Origin of the sequence: Desulfovibrio piger, from assembly GCF_012843875.1 — a bacterium.
Lineage (GTDB): Bacteria > Desulfobacterota > Desulfovibrionia > Desulfovibrionales > Desulfovibrionaceae > Desulfovibrio.
The window spans coordinates 1-17287 of sequence record NZ_JABAFY010000051.1 but is presented as its reverse complement, the minus strand read 5'-3'; the positions used below and the strand labels follow the sequence as shown (position 1 = coordinate 17287).

General features: G+C 62.6%; 15 protein-coding genes, 2 tRNA genes and 1 pseudogene. 12 read left to right on the top strand and 6 right to left on the bottom strand.

Translation table 11 applies throughout. From position 1 onward, the window contains the following. Positions 1–374: 374 nt before the first annotated feature. The 3 genes from HF854_RS10540 to HF854_RS10530 all read left to right on the top strand — a co-directional run bounded on the left by HF854_RS10540 (position 375) and on the right by HF854_RS10530 (position 2070). A complete protein-coding gene (locus HF854_RS10540) occupies positions 375–1526 on the top strand; it encodes a GGDEF domain-containing protein (RefSeq protein WP_168936242.1) in 1152 nt (383 codons plus the stop codon). A 29-nt stretch (positions 1527–1555) separates the two neighbouring features. Then, positions 1556–1632 (top strand) — tRNA-Arg (locus HF854_RS10535). Positions 1633–1896: 264 nt separating this feature from the next. Next, positions 1897–2070, top strand: coding sequence for an HTH domain-containing protein (locus tag HF854_RS10530; protein WP_006004519.1), 174 nt, complete (start codon positions 1897–1899; stop codon positions 2068–2070). Positions 2071–2156: 86 nt separating this feature from the next. Here the strand turns inward: HF854_RS10530 and HF854_RS10525 are convergent, their stop codons facing one another. From HF854_RS10525 to HF854_RS10510, 4 genes are read right to left on the bottom strand one after another with little or no spacing between them, the layout of a single operon-like run. Continuing rightward, positions 2157–2978, bottom strand: a complete 822-nt coding sequence (locus HF854_RS10525) for a lysophospholipid acyltransferase family protein (protein WP_168936241.1) — start codon at positions 2976–2978, stop codon at positions 2157–2159. Beyond that, a complete protein-coding gene (locus tag HF854_RS10520; RefSeq protein ID WP_168936240.1) occupies positions 2978–4204 on the bottom strand; it encodes a replication-associated recombination protein A in 1227 nt (408 codons plus the stop codon). Before HF854_RS10520 ends, HF854_RS10525 begins: the two co-directional genes overlap by 1 nt. A 9-nt stretch (positions 4205–4213) precedes the next feature. Then, on the bottom strand, positions 4214–4951 hold the full coding sequence (locus tag HF854_RS10515; RefSeq protein WP_168936239.1) for a 16S rRNA (uracil(1498)-N(3))-methyltransferase: 738 nt from the start codon (positions 4949–4951) through the stop codon (positions 4214–4216). Next, a complete protein-coding gene (locus HF854_RS10510; protein ID WP_168936238.1) occupies positions 4948–6666 on the bottom strand; it encodes a hypothetical protein in 1719 nt (572 codons plus the stop codon). The genes HF854_RS10515 and HF854_RS10510 overlap by 4 nt, the downstream gene beginning before the upstream one ends. A 198-nt stretch (positions 6667–6864) precedes the next feature. Between HF854_RS10510 and HF854_RS10505 the strand changes: the two genes are divergently transcribed. From HF854_RS10505 to HF854_RS10475, 7 genes and pseudogenes are all read left to right on the top strand, one after another. After that, positions 6865–7899: a GAF domain-containing protein gene (locus HF854_RS10505; protein WP_006004530.1), complete on the top strand. Its 1035-nt coding sequence runs from the start codon at positions 6865–6867 to the stop codon at positions 7897–7899. Positions 7900–7902: 3 nt separating this feature from the next. After that, positions 7903–8928 (top strand): rod shape-determining protein, encoded by a 1026-nt coding sequence (mreB, locus tag HF854_RS10500; protein ID WP_168936237.1) that lies wholly within the window; start codon positions 7903–7905, stop codon positions 8926–8928. Positions 8929–9055: 127 nt separating this feature from the next. Continuing rightward, positions 9056–9865 (top strand): inositol monophosphatase family protein, encoded by an 810-nt coding sequence (locus HF854_RS10495; RefSeq protein WP_168936236.1) that lies wholly within the window; start codon positions 9056–9058, stop codon positions 9863–9865. Then, positions 9862–10329, top strand: coding sequence for a ribosomal protein S18-alanine N-acetyltransferase (rimI, locus tag HF854_RS10490; RefSeq protein WP_168936235.1), 468 nt, complete (start codon positions 9862–9864; stop codon positions 10327–10329). Before HF854_RS10495 ends, rimI begins: the two co-directional genes overlap by 4 nt. 16 nt (positions 10330–10345) lie before the next feature. Next, positions 10346–11092, top strand: coding sequence for a triose-phosphate isomerase (tpiA, locus tag HF854_RS10485; protein ID WP_168936234.1), 747 nt, complete (start codon positions 10346–10348; stop codon positions 11090–11092). Positions 11093–11134: 42 nt separating this feature from the next. Further along, positions 11135–11506, top strand: a pseudogene (gene secG, locus HF854_RS10480) (preprotein translocase subunit SecG); the annotation flags it as partial. A 166-nt stretch (positions 11507–11672) separates the two neighbouring features. Then, positions 11673–12665 carry a Smr/MutS family protein gene (locus tag HF854_RS10475; protein ID WP_168936232.1) on the top strand — a complete coding sequence of 331 codons (993 nt, stop codon included), beginning with the start codon at positions 11673–11675 and terminating at the stop codon, positions 12663–12665. Positions 12666–12926: 261 nt separating this feature from the next. On the opposite strand, the gene HF854_RS10470 is transcribed toward HF854_RS10475, so the two are convergent. Beyond that, a complete protein-coding gene (locus HF854_RS10470) occupies positions 12927–13871 on the bottom strand; it encodes a helix-turn-helix transcriptional regulator (protein ID WP_168936231.1) in 945 nt (314 codons plus the stop codon). Positions 13872–14160: 289 nt separating this feature from the next. On the opposite strand from HF854_RS10470, the gene HF854_RS10465 reads away from it, so the two are divergent. Together HF854_RS10465 and glpK are read left to right on the top strand one after the other, a co-directional pair. Continuing rightward, positions 14161–14976, top strand: a complete 816-nt coding sequence (locus HF854_RS10465) for an MIP/aquaporin family protein (protein ID WP_168936230.1) — start codon at positions 14161–14163, stop codon at positions 14974–14976. A 106-nt stretch (positions 14977–15082) separates the two neighbouring features. Next, a complete protein-coding gene (gene glpK, locus HF854_RS10460; RefSeq protein ID WP_168936229.1) occupies positions 15083–16591 on the top strand; it encodes a glycerol kinase GlpK in 1509 nt (502 codons plus the stop codon). 619 nt (positions 16592–17210) lie between these two features. On the opposite strand, the gene HF854_RS10455 is transcribed toward glpK, so the two are convergent. Further along, positions 17211–17286 (bottom strand) — tRNA-Lys (locus tag HF854_RS10455). Position 17287: the final 1 nt, after the last annotated feature.

Here is a 17287-nt window from a genome sequence, read left to right as displayed (position 1 = left end):
GTGCCGCCATATGGTCTCTCCTCATTGTAAGTGAAGAGATTATAACATACTTTTGAATTTGACGACACTATCTAGCCGGATACCTGTTTTTTAGCAGGGATGCCGTTCCTGAAGGCCCGAAGGAGGCAGCAGGCTATAGCCATGCGGGACAAAAGGGGGGACCATCCAGAAAGCTCGAAGTATCATACCTTCAGCCATGATGTGTTTGGACGTCCGGACCGGTCTGCTTCGCGCGCATGGGAGCAGCTGCGTGTGGTGCGGCTGCCGTATTGGTCATCGCCTTTCGGAAAGAAGACCCGGCATGGCGGGACCGGAGCCTGAGGCCCGCGCGCATGGGGGATCGCTACCGGCAATGAAGACAAGGGGGTGCACGGATGCCGCATACCTCTTTGACAGACGATGCGAAGCAACGGAAGATCGCGGAACTGACGCGTCTTTTTTTGCATCAGCACTACTGCGAGAACGATACGGAGCTCCTGCTCTCCCATCTTGACGATGCCTTCAGCTGGTTCGGTGCCGGGGAGCATGAGTACGCCGTCGATCCGGCGACCGTCATCAGGACGTTCCGGGCCTTCGCAGGCAGGGTGCCCCGCTGCGAGATAGGCGAAGAGCAGTATGACGTCATCCGGCCCATGCCGGACCTGTTCATCTGTACGGGCATGCTCTGGGTCGCCACTGTTCCGGATTCCGGCATCTGCCTGCGCGTTCACCAGCGCATCACCACGGTTTTCCGCTGGACGGCGCAGGGGCCCCGCTGCTGTCATCTCCACCTTTCCAACCCTTACAGTGAGATGGACGCGAGCGACAGCGGGTTTCCTGAAAAAATGGCTGAGGAGTCCCGCCGCTATCTCCGGGAGCAGATCGAGCTCCAGAAAAGGCAGATCGCCGAGCAGCACGACGTCATCGCCCAGATGTATGTGGAGGATCTTTCCACCGGGCTGTACAACAGAAACAGGTACAACCAGGTCTGTGACTCCCTGTCCGGAAAGGATTGCGGCAGCCTGGGCATCGCCTACTTCGACCTGAACGGCCTGAAGAAGATCAATGACCTCCAGGGACATCAGGCCGGTGATGCCCTCATCCGTCGCACCGCGGAGTGCCTCCTCCAGGCCTTTGGCAAAAAGGCCTACCGCATAGGTGGCGACGAGTTCATCGTCATCGACCGCGAATCCGGCCGCGAAGCCTTCCATGCCTGTGTCGAGAATGCGCTCCGGGCCATGGAGGAAAGCCATATCTCCATCTCCTGCGGTATTTCCTGGCGTGCCGAGCGGGGCAATATCGACGAGCAGTCAACGAAGCGGACAAAAAGATGTACCTTGCCAAGCGGGATTTTTACGCCTGCAAGGAGCATGACCGCAGGCACTATTGGCCGGAACAGGAATGACCGGCGCTCCCTGTGTTTTGCCCGTAGGGCAGGGCCGGCGGGGGAGGAGGACTGCCCGCCTTTTCCAGGGCGGTGGAAGCATCTTTTCCGGCATCCTTTCACTTTTTTGAAAAATTCTTTTGCTAAACGCTTGACTCCGTGAGCTGTTTTCTATACATAGCTTCTCACGACGCGCTCGTAGCTCAGCTGGATAGAGCAACAGGCTACGAACCTGTAGGCCAGGAGTTCGAATCTCTTCGGGCGCACCATGCAAATTCAGGCGATCAGTTTTACTGGTCGCCTTTTTTGCTATGTACAGTGGCGTTTCGAAAGGCCTGCATCAGTGTATCTGTCCTCCATCCTGCGGCGTACTGCAAAGCAGCGCCGGGATCTCCTGCCGGGTCTCTTTTCAGGCCGCAGGCTCTATGCTACAAGGCGGACGTCGGCCCGGGCCTGCGTTCCCAGACAGGTCCGGCCGTTCGGCCCAGCCCCCCGTAACGTGCATACGCACATCCCAAGGAGGAAAACAGCCCATGGAAAACAAAGTTCTGGAAGTCCTGGTCAATGCCGGAAAGCCCCTGCGTCCTGGCGACATCGCCAAGGAACTGGGAGTGGATTCCAAGGAAGTCAGCAAGGCCATTGCCGAACTGAAGAAGGAAGGCAAGGTCATGTCGCCCAAGCGTTGTTATTACGCTCCGGCGGAATAATCCTCGCAGCAGCGAGTATGGAAAAGGGCGGGCCCGCAAGGGTCCGCCCTTTGTTATTCACTTCCCCGGCCGCAAGGGGCTGCAGACTAGGCGTTGATGCCGTCCTCTTTGCGCCAGCGGGCCAGCTGGGAGCCGATGAAATCGCAGATGAAGGCCTGCTCCTCGCGGCCGTTGCCGTGGATATCCATGGGCGCGGCGAACTTGTAGCGCACCGGCAGGCCGCTTTTGATGGGGCCCAGCTCCTTGAGCTTTTTCCCCGTGCCCCAGGCATCGGTCTTGAGAGCCAGCGGCACCACAGGCACACCGGCCTTGCGGGCCAGCTTGACCCCGATGGTGTTGAAGTGCTGGGGATCGAAATCCGGGGTGCGGGTGCTCTGGGGAAAGACGATGATGGAGATGCCTTTCTTCAGGCGTTCCACCCCGCCTTCCAGGACGGCCGTCAGGTCTTCACGGGGATTGGTGCGGCCCACAACGATGGGATCGCGGGAACGCATGACGGCCCCGAAGAAGGGCAGGGTGACCAGGCTTTTTTTCATCACGAACGTCACGGCACGGTGGGGCCGGATGATGCCGGGCAGCATGAAGGTCTCCAGCGTGCTCATGTGGTTGGCCACGAAGACGCAGGGGCCGCGCGTGGCCGAGATGTTCTCCATGTCTTCGATGCTCACCGGGCAGCCCACGCGCTCGATGAGTTCCGTCACACGCAGGCTGGCGTGGACCCAGGCGCTATCGTCACACAGGCCTTTGGCGGCCCTGCGGCACAGCCAGAACACGGGGCCAGCCAGCAGGCTGCTGTAGAATCTCAGGGCCGGGAAACGGGCAGGGGCGCCCAGCTGCGGGGCCGTGCTGACATAGGTGGAAAGATCGCCGAACGGGGCCTCGACGACCCCTTCTTGATACTGCTGCATCAGGATTCTTCCGTTTTTCTGATTTTATGGATCTTGCGCCACCACTGGCTCAGGCGGGCTTCGTCGCCCATGTCGCGGGGCTGGTAAAAGCGGCGTCCCACGAGCTCGGCGGGCAGGTAATCCTGTTCCACCCAGCCGTCAGGGTAGTTGTGGGGATATTTGTATTCCTTGCCGTAGCCCCATTCCTTTTGCAACTGCGTACTGGCGTTGCGCAGATGCAGGGGCACGGGCCGCGCTCCGTTGTATTTGACTTCGCGGGCGGCGGTCAGATAGGCGGCGTAGCTGCTGTTGCTCTTGCGGGCCAGGGCCAGATAGACCACCGTCTCGGCCAGCGGGATGAAGCCTTCGGGCATGCCCACGAATTCCACGGCCTGCTGGCAGGAGACGGCCAGGGGCAGGGCATTGGGATCGGCCAGGCCCACATCCTCCGAAGCGGAAAGGATGAGGCGGCGGCAGATGAAGCGCGGGTCCTCGCCGCCTTCCAGCAGGCAGGCCAGATAGTAGAGGGCCGCGTCGGGATCGCTGCCGCGGATGGATTTGATGAGGGCCGAGGCCAGCTCGTAATGGCTGTCACCGTCCTTGTCATGACGCATCATGACTTCGGGCAGGGCGGACTTGAGCTGCTCGGGCTCGCGCATCTCCTCGGGCAGGGAAGCGGCGTACTCCACCAGATTGAGCAGGGTACGGGCATCCCCGTGGGCCGCGGCGGTGATGATGTCCAGCACCTCGTCGCTAAGCGTCACGCCCGTCTGTTCGGCGCCGCGCCGGGCCAGCTCCATCAGTTCCGAGCGCCCCAGGGGGCGCAGGCGCAGCACGTGCAGGCGCGAGAGCAGCTGCCGGGTGACGCTGAACGACGGGTTCTCCGTCGTGGTGGCCAGCAGGGTCAGCTCGCCCGATTCCACCAGCGGCAGGAAAAAGTCCTGCTGCGCCTTGGAAAAGCGGTGCAGCTCGTCGAGCACCAGGATCTCGATGCCGTTGAGGGAGCGGCGCAGGTGCTGCAAGCCTGCCTCCGGCGCGCTGAGACGCAGATAGGGACGCTTACGGGAACGCGCCAGCAGCAGGGCCAGCGTGGACTTGCCGCAGCCCGGCGGGCCGAAAAACAGCAGGCTGGGCAGGCGCTCCGCCGCCATGAGCGACTTGAGGCGGCTTGCCAGATGGCTCTGCCCGAGAAAAAGATCGGGATCGTCGGGGCGCATGCGCTCCGGCAGGGGCTTTTGTGCGGTCATGGCTGTCCTTTATTCCGCCGGATCCGCCAGATGGGAGGCCCACCAGTGCAGGCCCAGGCACAGGGTCGCGGCGGTCTCGCAGCGCAGCACACGGGCCCCCAGGCTGACGAAGGTGAACTGCGCCGCCCGCAGGCTGTCCAGCTCCCGCTGGGAAAAGCCGCCCTCGGGGCCGATGACGTACACGGTGGTGCCGGGACGTCCGGCCAGCTGGGGCGTGAGCATGCTCACGGTGTCCTGCATCTCCCAGGGCAGGATGCGGCGGTCGGCCGTGGCGGCGCGGCGGACCAGCTCGTCCACACCGCCGGTCAGGGCCTCCACCTGCGGCAACCAGGGATTGCCGCACTGCTTGGCTCCGGCGATGAGCTGCCCCCGGCAGGCCTCGGCGGCATCGGCAGGCAGCTTGCCCTGGCTGTGGTCACCCTGCCAGAGCCAGATGGCATGGGCGCCCAGCTCCACGGCCTTTTCCATAAAGAAACCGCGGCGCACGGCCTTGCTGAAGGCCAGCGCCATGACGGCGCGGGATTCCGGCGCGGGCGCCATCTGTTCTTCCTGCAGGACAAGGCGGGCCTTCTTTTTGGCTGTTTCGGCGATGGCGAAACGGCCGCTGCGGCCCTGGCCGTCGAGCAGCAGGACCTCCTCGCCCGGGGCCAGTCGCAGCACCTGGACCAGATGCTTGGCTTCCTGGCCTTCCAGCCAGAGATCGTGGGCCCATTGTTCGGGAGGAAGATAAAAGCGGTGCAGACTCATGATGCGTTGGATCCTTTTGCCGTCCGCGCGCGGCGCACGGCCTTGAAGCCGTCCTGCAGCGAGACGAGACGGCCGTAATTCTTGCGTATCTCCAGACCGGCCTTGGTCAGCCGGGATTCGGGAGGTTCCATGTAGGTGCGGCGCAGGTAGGCATCGGAAAGGATGCGTTCCACGCTGTCCACGATGCCGTCCACCAGTGCCGGGAAAAAGTTGACGATCTCGAATTTCAGGTCCGTCAGCAGGTCGAGGGCCTCGCGCATCATCTGGCGGTAGCCCATGCGGCCCACCTTGGCCTTGCGCTGGGCCAGGTCCTCGAGGATGCGGACGCGCCGAGCCTGCTGGATGTAGCTGAAGCGGGTACAGACCTCGCGGTGCAGCTCGCGCATGTTGCTGAAGGCATCGTCATTGTCCGGCGAGTAAAGATAGCCGTTGAGTACGCGGCTGACCTTGGCAAAAAAGTCGTCGCTGTAGCCTATCATGCGCCGCTGGTGCTTGGTGAGCCAGGCATAGAGGAATTTGAGGCGCTTCTCGTCGGTATCGGTGTTCTCCACGATCTCCGTGCGCTTGAAGACGATGCGGCCGGTGTATTCACCGCGCACGATGTCGTTGAGGCGCAGGAACATGTTGGAGGTGTCCTTGATGATGTTCAGCCCGGCCAGGGGCGCGCCCGTGAGCGGATGCAGGATCTCCTGCCAGGCCACGGAAAGGGCGCGGTCCTGCTGCACGTTGCTGGCATCGAAGCGGTGCTGCCGATAGGTGACGCGGATGATGACGACCCGGCGGTCACGGTCCAGGAAGTAGCCGCCTTTTTCCAGCGTCTCGAGGGCTTCCTCCTGATCCTCGTCCACGGAGATGAGGGCGATCTTTTCCAGCAGGGGGTAGCGGGTGCTCTGGCCCATGGACGTATAGGTGGTGATGGTACGGTCCGTCTGGCCCAGGACGCGCAGCATGAAGTGCTCGCCCAGCTTGTGCAGCTTGCGGGCAAAGAGCGCGCTGGAGGTGCGGCGTTCCGAGACGATGGGGAAGCCGTAGAGTTCCATCAGGTACTGGTAGACGAACATGCGGTTGCGTTCGTAGATCTCGCTGTCGCCATAGACGAATTTGCCGATGCGCATGCCGAAGCGTTTGAGCTCGCTGTCGATGTCCGAAGGGAAGGAGGCGAAGACCCCCGCCAGGTGGAACTGCCGGTCCGCATCGAGGGCGAGCACCTGGGCCCTGTCCATGGCCAGCAGATAGGGCATGAGCGAGGGATAATTGTCCAGGATCACGGTATCGGCATTGGCGAACTGCTGGCGGAAGATGTCCTGGTGCATGCGCGGCAGGCGGGAGGCCAGGGTCTGCACGTTGCGGGCAAGGACCTGGTTCTCCAGCGGGCAGCAGGCGCCGTCGGCCTCCATGACGATGGGGTGCAGTTTGTCGAACTGGAAGGTCTCGGAAAAATAGTCCAGCTGGCGGGCAAAAGCCACCATGGAGAAGCCCGGCAGGTCCTTGTATTCGAACATGTCGTTGTCGAACGAGGGCAAAAGTTCGCGGCCTTCCACCAGCGGGTAGTTCTTGTGCTCCTGATAGGGCTTGACCAGACAGAAGCGGATATGCACGGCATCGAGAAAGCGCTTGAGCTCGTCAAGACGCGCGATGACGACCGGCTCGGATGTCGTATAGGCATCCTGCCAGTGAAAGCCGTCCTTGCTGAAGATCTCTTGCCACTTGATCATGTGCAACCTTACCCGATTCTCCGTAAAGAGTAACTGCTTTTGGGGGGAATTTCCAGAGGCGCTCCCGGGATTTGTCGTTTTTGCCCGCCGGGCCGCCGGTGCGGGCGAAAAGCTGTTGCGGGCGCTATGCTGCTTTGGTACACTTCCGTGCGTCAGTCCCGGGCTTGTGCCCGGGCCCACCATCAAACGCGTACCGACATGACTGCCAATACTCTTGAACAACACATCCTCAGCATCGTCTGCAGTGTTTTCGATGCCTACTCCGCCGTCCTTTTCCTGCCCTCCGAAAATGGTGAGGAGCATTATCTCGCGGCCTCCTTCAGCCTTGGCGAAGGGGTGGAGCAGGGGGCCATGCTTTCTTCGGGGAGCCTGGTAGACTGGATCATCCGCAACCGCCAGCAGATGCTGGTCCCCAATTTCGACCAGCACAAGCACAAGCTCGGCTATTACCGGGAAGGCGAGGAAGCCGGCATCAAGGCATTCATGGGGTGTCCCGTGCCCACGGGCGGTGCCCTGTGCGTGGACAGCAAGCGGCAGTATTCCTTCACTGACAGGGACTACAAGCTGCTGCAGCTTTTTGCCGAGCTGGTCTCCCGCCAGCAGGCCAGCAAGGGCCGTCAGGAAATGGCCGGGGACATCCCCCGCTATTTCGCCGAGCTGGCCGTGATCCAGGAGCTGCGCTTCCGTTACCGCCGCTGGTCGCAGTTCATTCAGAATTATGTGCGTACCATGGTCGATGCCACGGGCTTCGACTACTGCGCCTTCGCTTCGGTGGATGTTCCCGGCGAGAGCTACTGTGTGGAATGCGAGTCTGCCCGCCTGGTGCTGGAGAACGGTGAGCCCATGGTCCTGCCCGTAGGCAGCGGCATCGCCGGCTGGGTCTTCAGCAACGACCAGCCCGTCATCAACGAAGGGCTGGAAGGCGCTCCCTCCACCATGCTGTTCGGCAAGCTGCCGGGCATGCCCGATTTCCAGGCCATCATCTGCCTGCCGGTACAGATCAACAAGAGCACGCGCGGTGTGCTCTGTCTGGCGCATACGTCCACGCGCAGCATCGACGAGTCCCTGCGCTCCTTCGTGCGTCAGGCCGTGGACCATCTGGCCCTGTTCCTCGAAAATCTGTACCTGCGGGTACGTCTGCGTTCCCTGCTGCCGCAGGGCACGGTCCACAGCCAGGGCCCCCGCCGCTACGATCCCGATACCGCTCCGGTGCCGCCCGTCAAAAATCCTTAAGTCATGCTGTCCCGATTTTTCAGCAGGTTCCTGACCCAGGACATTGCCATGGATCTTGGTACGGCCAACACGCTGCTGTACACCAGGAAGCATGGCATTTTCATCAATGAGCCCTCGGTGGTGGCTGTGGACGCGGTCAGCCGCAAGGTGCTGGCCGTGGGCGCTGCCGCCAAGGAGTATCTGGGCCGCACGCCCCAGAACATCTGCGCCATTCGGCCCATGAAGGACGGCGTCATCGCCGACTTCGACATCACCCGCGAGATGATCGCCCATTTCGTGGGCAAGTGCATCTCCGGTCTGCGTCTGGTCAAGCCGTCCATGGTGATCTGCATCCCCACGGGCATCACCCAGGTGGAGAAAAAAGCCGTCATCGACGCGGCCCTGCTGTCGGGCGCACGTTCGGTCTCCCTGGTGGAAGAACCCATGGCCGCGGCCATCGGGGCGGGCATGCCCGTGCAGGAGCCCCTGGGCAACCTGGTGCTGGACATCGGCGGCGGCACCAGCGAAGTGGCGCTCATCAGCATGACGGGCATAGCGGTCTCGCAGTCGGTACGCGTGGCCGGTGATGCCATGAACCTGGCCGTGCAGCATTATCTGCGTGAGGTCTTTCGCCTCGAAGTGGGCGAGAATACGGCGGAAAACGTCAAAAAGATCCTTGGTGCGGCCCTGCCCCAGAACAACAGCCTGCGGCTGGAAGTGTCCGGCAAGGATCTTGTCTATGGCGGCCCCCGGGTGGTGACCGTGACCGAGGGCGACATCTGCGAGGCCCTGCACGATCCTGTCCAGGCCGTGGTGGAGACCGTGCTGCGCGCGCTGGAGCAGGCGCCGCCGGCACTGGCCGCCGACGTGTACGACAACGGGCTGCTCATGGCCGGAGGCGGGGCCCTGCTGCGCGGTCTGGACCAGTGCATCGCCCGGGCGACGCACCTGAAGGTCGCAGTGGACAAGGATCCCCTGACCACGGTGTTGCGCGGGACGGCGCAGGCCATGCTGTACCGCGAGGATTACGAAGGGATTTTCATTAATTAGGACAGGACGGGCGCTTCTCCTGCCTCTTTGAGGCATGTTTTCGGCCGGGATGGCCGCCGTGCGTCCTGTCCTTGCAACTGCCGCGCGCTCCTGCCGGGCAGGGGGGCCGGCCTTGGGACATCGTTTCATGCTGACAGCCCGATTTTTGCAGGATGTGGTGGACGTCGTGCGCGAGAGCGGCGACATCATCCGCCGCCAGTGGGAAAAAACGCATGCCGTCAGGCACAAGGGCAGTATCGACCTGGTGACGGAAACGGACGTGGCCGTGGAGGCCTTCCTCAAGGAACGTCTGGGAGAATTGCTGCCGCAGGCCGAATTCCTGGCCGAGGAAAGCTGCGTGGCCGGTCAGGAGCCGTCGCCCCTGTGCTGGATCATCGATCCCGTGGACGGTACCACCAATTTCGTGCACCGAATCCCCCAGGTGGGGACGTCCGTGGCCCTGTGGGCGGACGGCCATGTGGTGCTGGGCGTGGTGAACGTGCCCATGATGGATGAATGTTTCTGGGCCGGTCTGGGCATGGGGGCCTTCCGCAACGGCGAGCCCATCCATGTGAGCTCGGCCGAGGTCCTGTCCGATGCCGTGGTGGCTACGGGGTTCCCCTACGCCATCGCCGAACGCCTGGACGATGTGCTGGCCCGTCTGGCACTGGTGCTGCCCAAGGCCCAGGGCGTACGCCGTATCGGGGCCGCCTCGGTGGATCTGGCCTATGTGGCCGCCGGGCGGCAGGACGCCTTCTACGAGATGCTGCTCAAGCCCTGGGACGTGGCTGCCGGCTGGCTGCTGGTGGAAGAAGCCGGCGGGCGGGTCACGACGCTGGATGGACGTCCGTATGCCTTCGGGGACGAGATCATGGCCAGCAACGGCCTGGTGCACAAGGAACTGCGGCATCTGCTGGCGGCCGTGACGCCCGTGCGGGCGGAAAGGCGCCCCGCATGAGCCTGCCTGCCGGGGATACGGCCCCCCGCCGCCTGACGGCCGGGGACGCTGCCGCCATGCAGGCACTGGAGGCCGCCTGTTTTTCCCTGCCGTGGAGCGAGGAGCAGTGCCGGGCCGCCTTCAGCCAGCAGGCTTTCGTGGCTTACGGGCTGGAAGAAGCGGGCGTGTTGCAGGGCTATATCTCGCTCTATCAGGCAGCGGACGAGCTGGAAGTGCTCAACCTGGCCGTTCTGCCCGTTGCACGGCGGCAGGGACTGGGCGAACGGCTTTTGCGCACAGCCTTGCAAGAAGCTGAAAAAACAGGTATCAACAGGGCTTTGCTTGAAGTCCGTACCGGGAATGCCCCGGCCATCGCCTTATACGAGAAATGCGGCTTCGTCCGGGTGGGCAAACGGCCCCGCTATTATGCGGACACCGGCGAAGATGCCCTGATCTATCAGTGTGATCTGGCACCGCAGGACTGACAGAGAGGATATTTCCATGCAGAAGATCATCGCTGCCAACTGGAAAATGTACAAGACCCGGCAGGAAGCCCGCGAAACGGCCGCTGCCGTGGCTGCTGCCCTGAACGAACAGCCGACCCCGCACGAAGTGGTGGTGTTCGCGCCCTTCACGGCCATCGCCGAGGTGGCGGACGCTTTTGCCGCTTCGCAGGCGCAGGCCGGTGCGCAGGATGTGTGGCCTGCCGTGGAAGGGGCGTTCACCGGCGAGATCTCGCCGCGCATGCTGCAGGACGCCGGTGCGGTCTGGGTGCTGACCGGACATTCCGAGCGCCGTCACGTGCTGGGCGAATCCGATGAGCTGGTGGGCCGCAAGACGGCCTTTGCCCTGGAGCAGGGCCTCAAGGTCATGCTCTGCATCGGGGAAAAGCTGGAAGAGCGCGAATCCGGCCAGCTGGAAGACGTGCTGCGCCGTCAGCTGGACAGCGGCCTGCCCGCCGGAGGGGACGCGCTGGAAGGCCGTTTTGCTGTAGCCTATGAGCCCGTGTGGGCCATCGGTACCGGCAAGGTCGCCGGTCCCGACGAAGTGCTGGCCACCCACGCCGTGGTGCGTCGCCTGCTGTGCGAGCGCCTGGGCGAGACCGGCAACAGGATCCCGATCCTGTATGGTGGGAGCGTCAAACCGGCCAATGCCGGTAACCTTATCGGACTTGACAATGTGGATGGTCTTCTGATAGGTGGCGCTTCTTTGGACGCGCAAAGTTTTGTGCAGATTATCCGGGCCTAGGCCTGAAGTTCTTCATTTACGTCGTGCCCCTGGGAGGCTCTTGTGCAGACCCTTATTCTGACGCTTCATATCATTGTTTGTGTGGTGCTCGTCATTCTCATTCTCTTGCAGGCCGGCAAGGAAGGTATGGGCGTCATTTTCGGTGGCGGCAATACCTCGGTGTTCGGCAGCAGCGGTGCCGGCGGCATGCTGGCCAAGATGACCGCCTTCATGGCCGTGGTCTTCGTGGTGACCTCGCTGAGCTACACCTATGTGACCAGCTCGCGTCCCAGCGATGAATCCGCCGTGCTCAAGGTCGAACCCCTGACCATCGAAGACGTGCCTGCCAAGCCCGCTGCCGCGCCTGAAGCTGCTGCTCCGGCCCAGCCTGCCGCGACCAGCGAAGCTCCCGCGGCTGCTCCGGCTGCTGCCGCCCCTGCCGATGCTCCTGAGGCCCCTGCGGCTTCCGAAGCTCCCGCCGCTGAGGCTCCTGCTGCGGACGCTCCCGCAGCCCAGCCTGCCCAGCAGTAGACGTTTTTTTGATCCAATGGAAAAAGCCGCGGTCCTGCCGCGGCTTTTTTTTCAGCAACAGGGGGCTCCCATGACAGACGACAACAGCTTCAAGAACAATCCCTTCAAGGCTCTGGAAAAAGGACGGTTCCCGCAGCAGAAAAAGACGGGTGCCCCTGCGGCGCCGGAAAAACGCGGCAAGCGCATCGCGCGCCAGGCTGCCGTGCCTGCGGACGACGAGGACGCCTCCCTGTTCCTGTCCGCCATGAGCAATGTGGAGCGCCAGTCGGCTCACGGCGGTGCGGCCCGCGGTCAGGGAGCGGGGCAGGGCGGCTTTGCCATGGAAGAGCAGTGCGCCATGCCGCAGGTGAAGAAGCTCAAGGAAAAGAAGAAAAAGGGCAGCGCCCCCCACAAGGAGAGCGGAGCCGCGGTCCCCGCAGCTGCCGGAGCTGTTGCCGCACCTACCGGTAAGGCGGATGCGGCCGCCGGGCTGGAAGCTGTGGTGGCGGCCAGTGAGGAAGATGACTTTTTGCTGGCCATGAAGCAGGTGACGCCGCTGCAGGGCAAGGGGCGGGACGTGCCGCCCGCAGTGGCCCAGAGCACGCCGCCGCCGTCCGCGGATACCAGCCTGCAGGACTTCCTGGACGGCAAGCTGGAATTTGCCCTGTCCATGACCGATGAATACATGGAAGGCCATGTGGTGGGGCTGGACCAGATGATCGTGAACAAGCTGCGCGCCGGAGGCCTGAGCCCCGAGGCGCACCTCGACCTGCACGGCCTCAATGCCCAGCAGGCTTTCGAGACCCTGCGCGGTTTCATGCGCGGCAGCTGGTACAAGGGCCTGCGGACCATTTTGGTGGTGCCCGGCCGCGGCAAGAACTCCCCGGACGGCGTGGGCGTGCTGCGCGGCAAGTTGCAGTCCTGGCTCACCCAGGACCCCTTCAAGCGCGTTGTCCTGGCCTTCTGCACGGCCCAGCCGCATGACGGCGGTCCCGGCAGCGTCTATGTGCTGTTGCGCAAATACAAGAAAAAGGGCCGTGTCTACTGGGAGCGGATGCCCGCTGACGCGGATCTTTACGAATAGGCAGCGCTGTACGAACTGCGCTGCCCTTGATGACAGGCATAAAAAAAGGACGTCTTCGGACGTCCTTTTTTTATGCCTGTTTTTTTGCTCCCTCAAACGCAGGTATGCAGGCTGCAAAGATACGGGCTTGTCCGGCAAGGTGGAAAGCATATGCCTGTCGGCACATTTGCAGGAGAGGGGGAGCCCCTTGTCCCTTTGCATCCTGGAGGTGGGCACAGGGGCGCCTGCCGTTTCCGCAGGAGACAGGCAGAGGGCTGCGCTTTAGCCCTGCTCCCGGGGCGTGTCGTCCTCCAGCAGGACAGCCGCATCTCCGAAACTGCGGACCCAGGCGCGCAATTCCGGCTCGCTGCGGGTGGTCAGGGTCAGGATGAGGCCACCATCTTCGCAGTCCTCGATCTGCTGGTTGGTGGCCCAGATGCGCTCCCGCACATAGTCGGCGGCATTGGGGGATACGCGGATACGGAAAGTTCGCGGTTCGTGCCAGGGCAGGCCAAAGCCGCCATGCTCGTCATCGTCGCGGCTGTAACGGACATGGTCCCCGGTCAGCTCCACGTTCTGGATACGATGGACGGCCAGGGTACAGGGATGTTCGACTTCGAGCCCCTCCTCACCCAGCTGGCCGCCCAGCACATACAGGGCATTGTTCATGGCGGCCATGCGTACGGGGATGAAGCGGTGGATTCGCGGCTCCGCCTTGCCCACGGCTTTGTAGCGGATCCGGCAGACGGTCTGGCAGCGGGCGGCCTGGACGAGGCGCTCGATGGTGTCCGCAAAGGGTGTGTAATTGATGCGCCCCTTGATGTAGAAGGCAAAATCGTCCTGATCCTGGAAGTGCGGATCCGCCATGTGCATGGCCAGGCGCTGGATGGTCCTGTCCACACGCTGCAGGGTCTGTTCCGGCAGGATGCCTCCCGCCATGCGGCGGCACAGGGTCAGAAAGCGCAGCTCCTCGAAATCGAGGCCCAGATGCCCCTTTTCTCCGGGATTCAGGCGATACCAGCGGCGGCGCTGTTCCGTGCCCATTTCCAGGGCGATGCCTACGGCGCTTTCGATCTGTTCCATCAGACGGATGACTGTCTGGGGCGAGCAGTTGAGTTCGCGCGCCAGGTCCTGCTGGAAATGGCGCCTGTTATCGAAGAGCAGCTTGCGGAAAAGACGCAGCAGCTTGTCACCGGTACGGGCATCGGGATCCAGTTTACTGGGCATGACGAACCTCCTGTCCGGCTTATGCTAGATGCTGACATGCCGTGAAGCAAGGCCAATATTGCACAGGCAGGTGTTTTTTGTAGGTTCTGGCTGTTTTTTGTGACCTGTGCACGGATGCAGGATGATGTGACAAATAAAAGACAATCATTCCTCTTTGTTACAGAATTGTCACAATAGCGTGGTAGGTGTGCTGCCACAGAGCAATTGGTGATCCTGGAAGAGCCGCAAGAGCCTTATGGAGAAAGCTTTCACCCTCTTGCAGGAATTGGGAAACAATGGTGGAGAGTTTATGAAAAAAACAGGTAATACGCACAGTTATCTTTCAGAATTTCTGGGCACCTTCATTTTCCTGCTGTGCGGCATCGGCTGCGTGGGGGCGCTCAAGCTGGCGGGGGCCAGCTTTGGCCAGTGGGAAATCAGCATCGTCTGGGGTCTTGCCGTGGCCATGGGCGTCTATGTTTGCGGCGGTGTGTGCGGCGCGCACCTCAATCCGTCCGTGACCATCGCCCTGGCGTTGTTCGGGGATTTCGACAAGCGCAAGGTCGTGCCCTACATCCTGGTGCAGATGGTGGCCGGTTTCTGTGCTGCGGCGCTGGCCTATGCCATGTATTACAATCTGTTTGCCGATGCCGTGGCCGCCACGGCGGGCGATCCCGCCAAGATGACGGCGCTGGCCGGGATCTTCTGTACCTTCCCCCATCCCAAGATCACCTTTTTCCAGGCCTTTTTCGTGGAGCTCGTCATCACGGCCGTGCTCATGTGCCTGATCTATGCCCTGGTGGATGGCCGCAATACGGCTCCCAAGGGCAATCTGGGCGGCCTGCTCATCGGTCTGCTGGTGGCGCTCATCGGCGCCAGCTTCGGCCCGCTGACCGGCTTTGCCATGAATGCCGCGTGTGACTTCGGCCCGCGTCTGTTCGCCGCTCTGGCGGGCTGGGGCACGGATGTGATGACCGGCTATCCGCTCAACGACAACCTGAGCCTGCCGTACTTCCTGGTGCCGCTCATCGCGCCCATCATCGGGGCCTGTATCGGCGGCTGGATCTACAAGCGCATCATCGTGGTGGCCCTGGATCGCAACGCGGCCGCCGAGGACAAGGCCTAAAGGCCCTGAACGGGGGGCCGATGGACAGGTGACACGTTCTGCGGTTATCCTATCACGCAGGCCGGTGCCTGCCGGTCCCCTTTGAACATCACTGGAGAAAAAAGCTATGCAAGGCAAATATATCGTTGCCTTGGACCAGGGTACCACCAGTTCCCGCACCGTCGTGCTGGATCAGGACGTCAACATCGTGGCTGTGGTGCAGCGCGAGTTCCCCCAGATCTACCCCCGTCCGGGCTGGGTGGAGCATGATCCCCGCCAGATTTGGGCCACCCAGAGCTCCACGCTGACCGAAGCCCTGGCCAGCGTGGGCATCTCTTCGGACGAAGTGGCGGCCATCGGCATCACCAACCAGCGCGAGACCACGGTGGTCTGGGAAAAGGATACGGGCAAGCCCGTGTACAATGCCATCGTCTGGCAGTGCCGCCGTACCGCGCAGATCTGCGACGAGCTGCGCAAGAACGAAGGCTTTGAGGAATACGTGCGGGAAAATACCGGCCTGCTGCTGGACCCCTATTTCTCCGGCACCAAGATCAAGTGGATCCTGGATAACGTGCCCGGCGCCCGTGAAAAGGCGGAGAAGGGGCAGCTGCTGTTCGGCACCATCGACACCTGGCTGATCTGGAACATGACCCAGGGCCGCGTGCACGTGACCGACTATACCAATGCCTCGCGCACCATGCTGTTCAACATCCACAAGCTGGAGTGGGACGAACACATCCTCTCCATGCTGGGCATCCCGCGCTCCATGCTGCCCGAAGTCAAACCTTCGTCCACGGTCTACGGCCAGACCAACATCGGCGGCAAGGGCGGTACGCGCATCCCCATCGCGGGCATCGCCGGTGACCAGCAGGCGGCCCTGTTCGGGCATCTGTGCGTGGAAAACGGCATGGCCAAGAATACCTACGGCACCGGCTGCTTCATGCTCATGAACACCGGCAAGACCGCTGTCAGCTCCAAGAACGGCCTCATCACCACTCTTGCCTGCGGTCCCCGTGGCGAAGCCTGCTACGCCCTGGAAGGTTCCATCTTCGTGGGCGGTTCCGCCATCCAGTGGCTGCGGGACGAGCTGAAGATCGTCAACGATGCCCGTGATACGGAATACTTCGCCAACAAGGCGGAGACCTCCAACGATGTCTATGTGATCCCGGCCTTCACCGGTCTGGGCGCTCCCTACTGGGATCCCTATGCCCGCGGCGCCATCGTGGGCCTGACCCGCGGCACCAACGCCAGCCACATCATCCGCGCCACGCTGGAATCCATCGCCTACCAGAGCAAGGACGTCATCGAAGCCATGCAGGCGGATTCCGGCATCCCGCTGCAGGCCCTGCGTGTGGACGGCGGCGCCAGCGCCAACAACTTCCTGATGCAGTTCCAGTCCGACATCCTGGGCGTCAATGTGGAACGTCCCGCCACGCTGGAATTGACGGCCCTGGGTGCTGCTTTCCTGGCCGGTCTGGCCGTGGGGTACTGGAGCGGCCTGGACGACGTGCGCAACCGCCTGCACATCGAACGTGTTTTTGAGCCTTCCGCGGACAAGGAAAAGCAGGTGCAGCGTTACAAGGGCTGGAAAAAGGCCGTGTCCCGCGCCCTGCAGTGGATCGACGTGGAAGACTAGGTACACCTAGGACAAGATTTGTGATGCGCGGTGACCGCCGCGCTGACAGGAGGAAGGGAAGCCCCGGCTTTCCTTCCTCTTCGTTTTATGGGGGGCAGCCTGCCGGGGCTCGACGCGAAGTGGCAGGGCACCGCTATGTGCGTGTGTTCGACCGGCAGGAGCAGGTCGGGTAAACAGGGCAGAGGAGGGGCCCCACTTCCGGTTGGCATATGATGCCACAGGGCAACCTGATGTCCGTTTGTCGCGCCGGATCGCCACAGGGGGGCGTAGGGTGCGGCAGAGGAGTCCCGTGGCGGGAAGGCGGATCGAAGCGGGACAGGGGGACAGAAGGCTCACAGCGGGGAAAAAGAACGATGGCCGTCCGCATCGGGAGGACTGGAGAGGCGAAAGGAAAGACCGTGCGGCCGGTCCAGATGCGTGCAGGATGACGCAGGCAGGCTGCAAAGGCTGACCGGGGATAACGTCAGGCCTCTGATGCGGCCCGCCCAAAGGCAGGGGGAAGCGCAGGGGGGCAGTACGCAAAGAGGAGCATGGAAGCGCATCCGGGAGGGGCGTCCGCAGTCAGGCAGAGGAGATGCGCATAAAAAAAGCCCTTGCAGTTTCCTGCAAGGGCGAAATATGGTGGGCCATCAGGGACTCGAACCCCGAACCAACTGATTAAGAGTCAGCTGCTCTACCAATTGAGCTAATGACCCA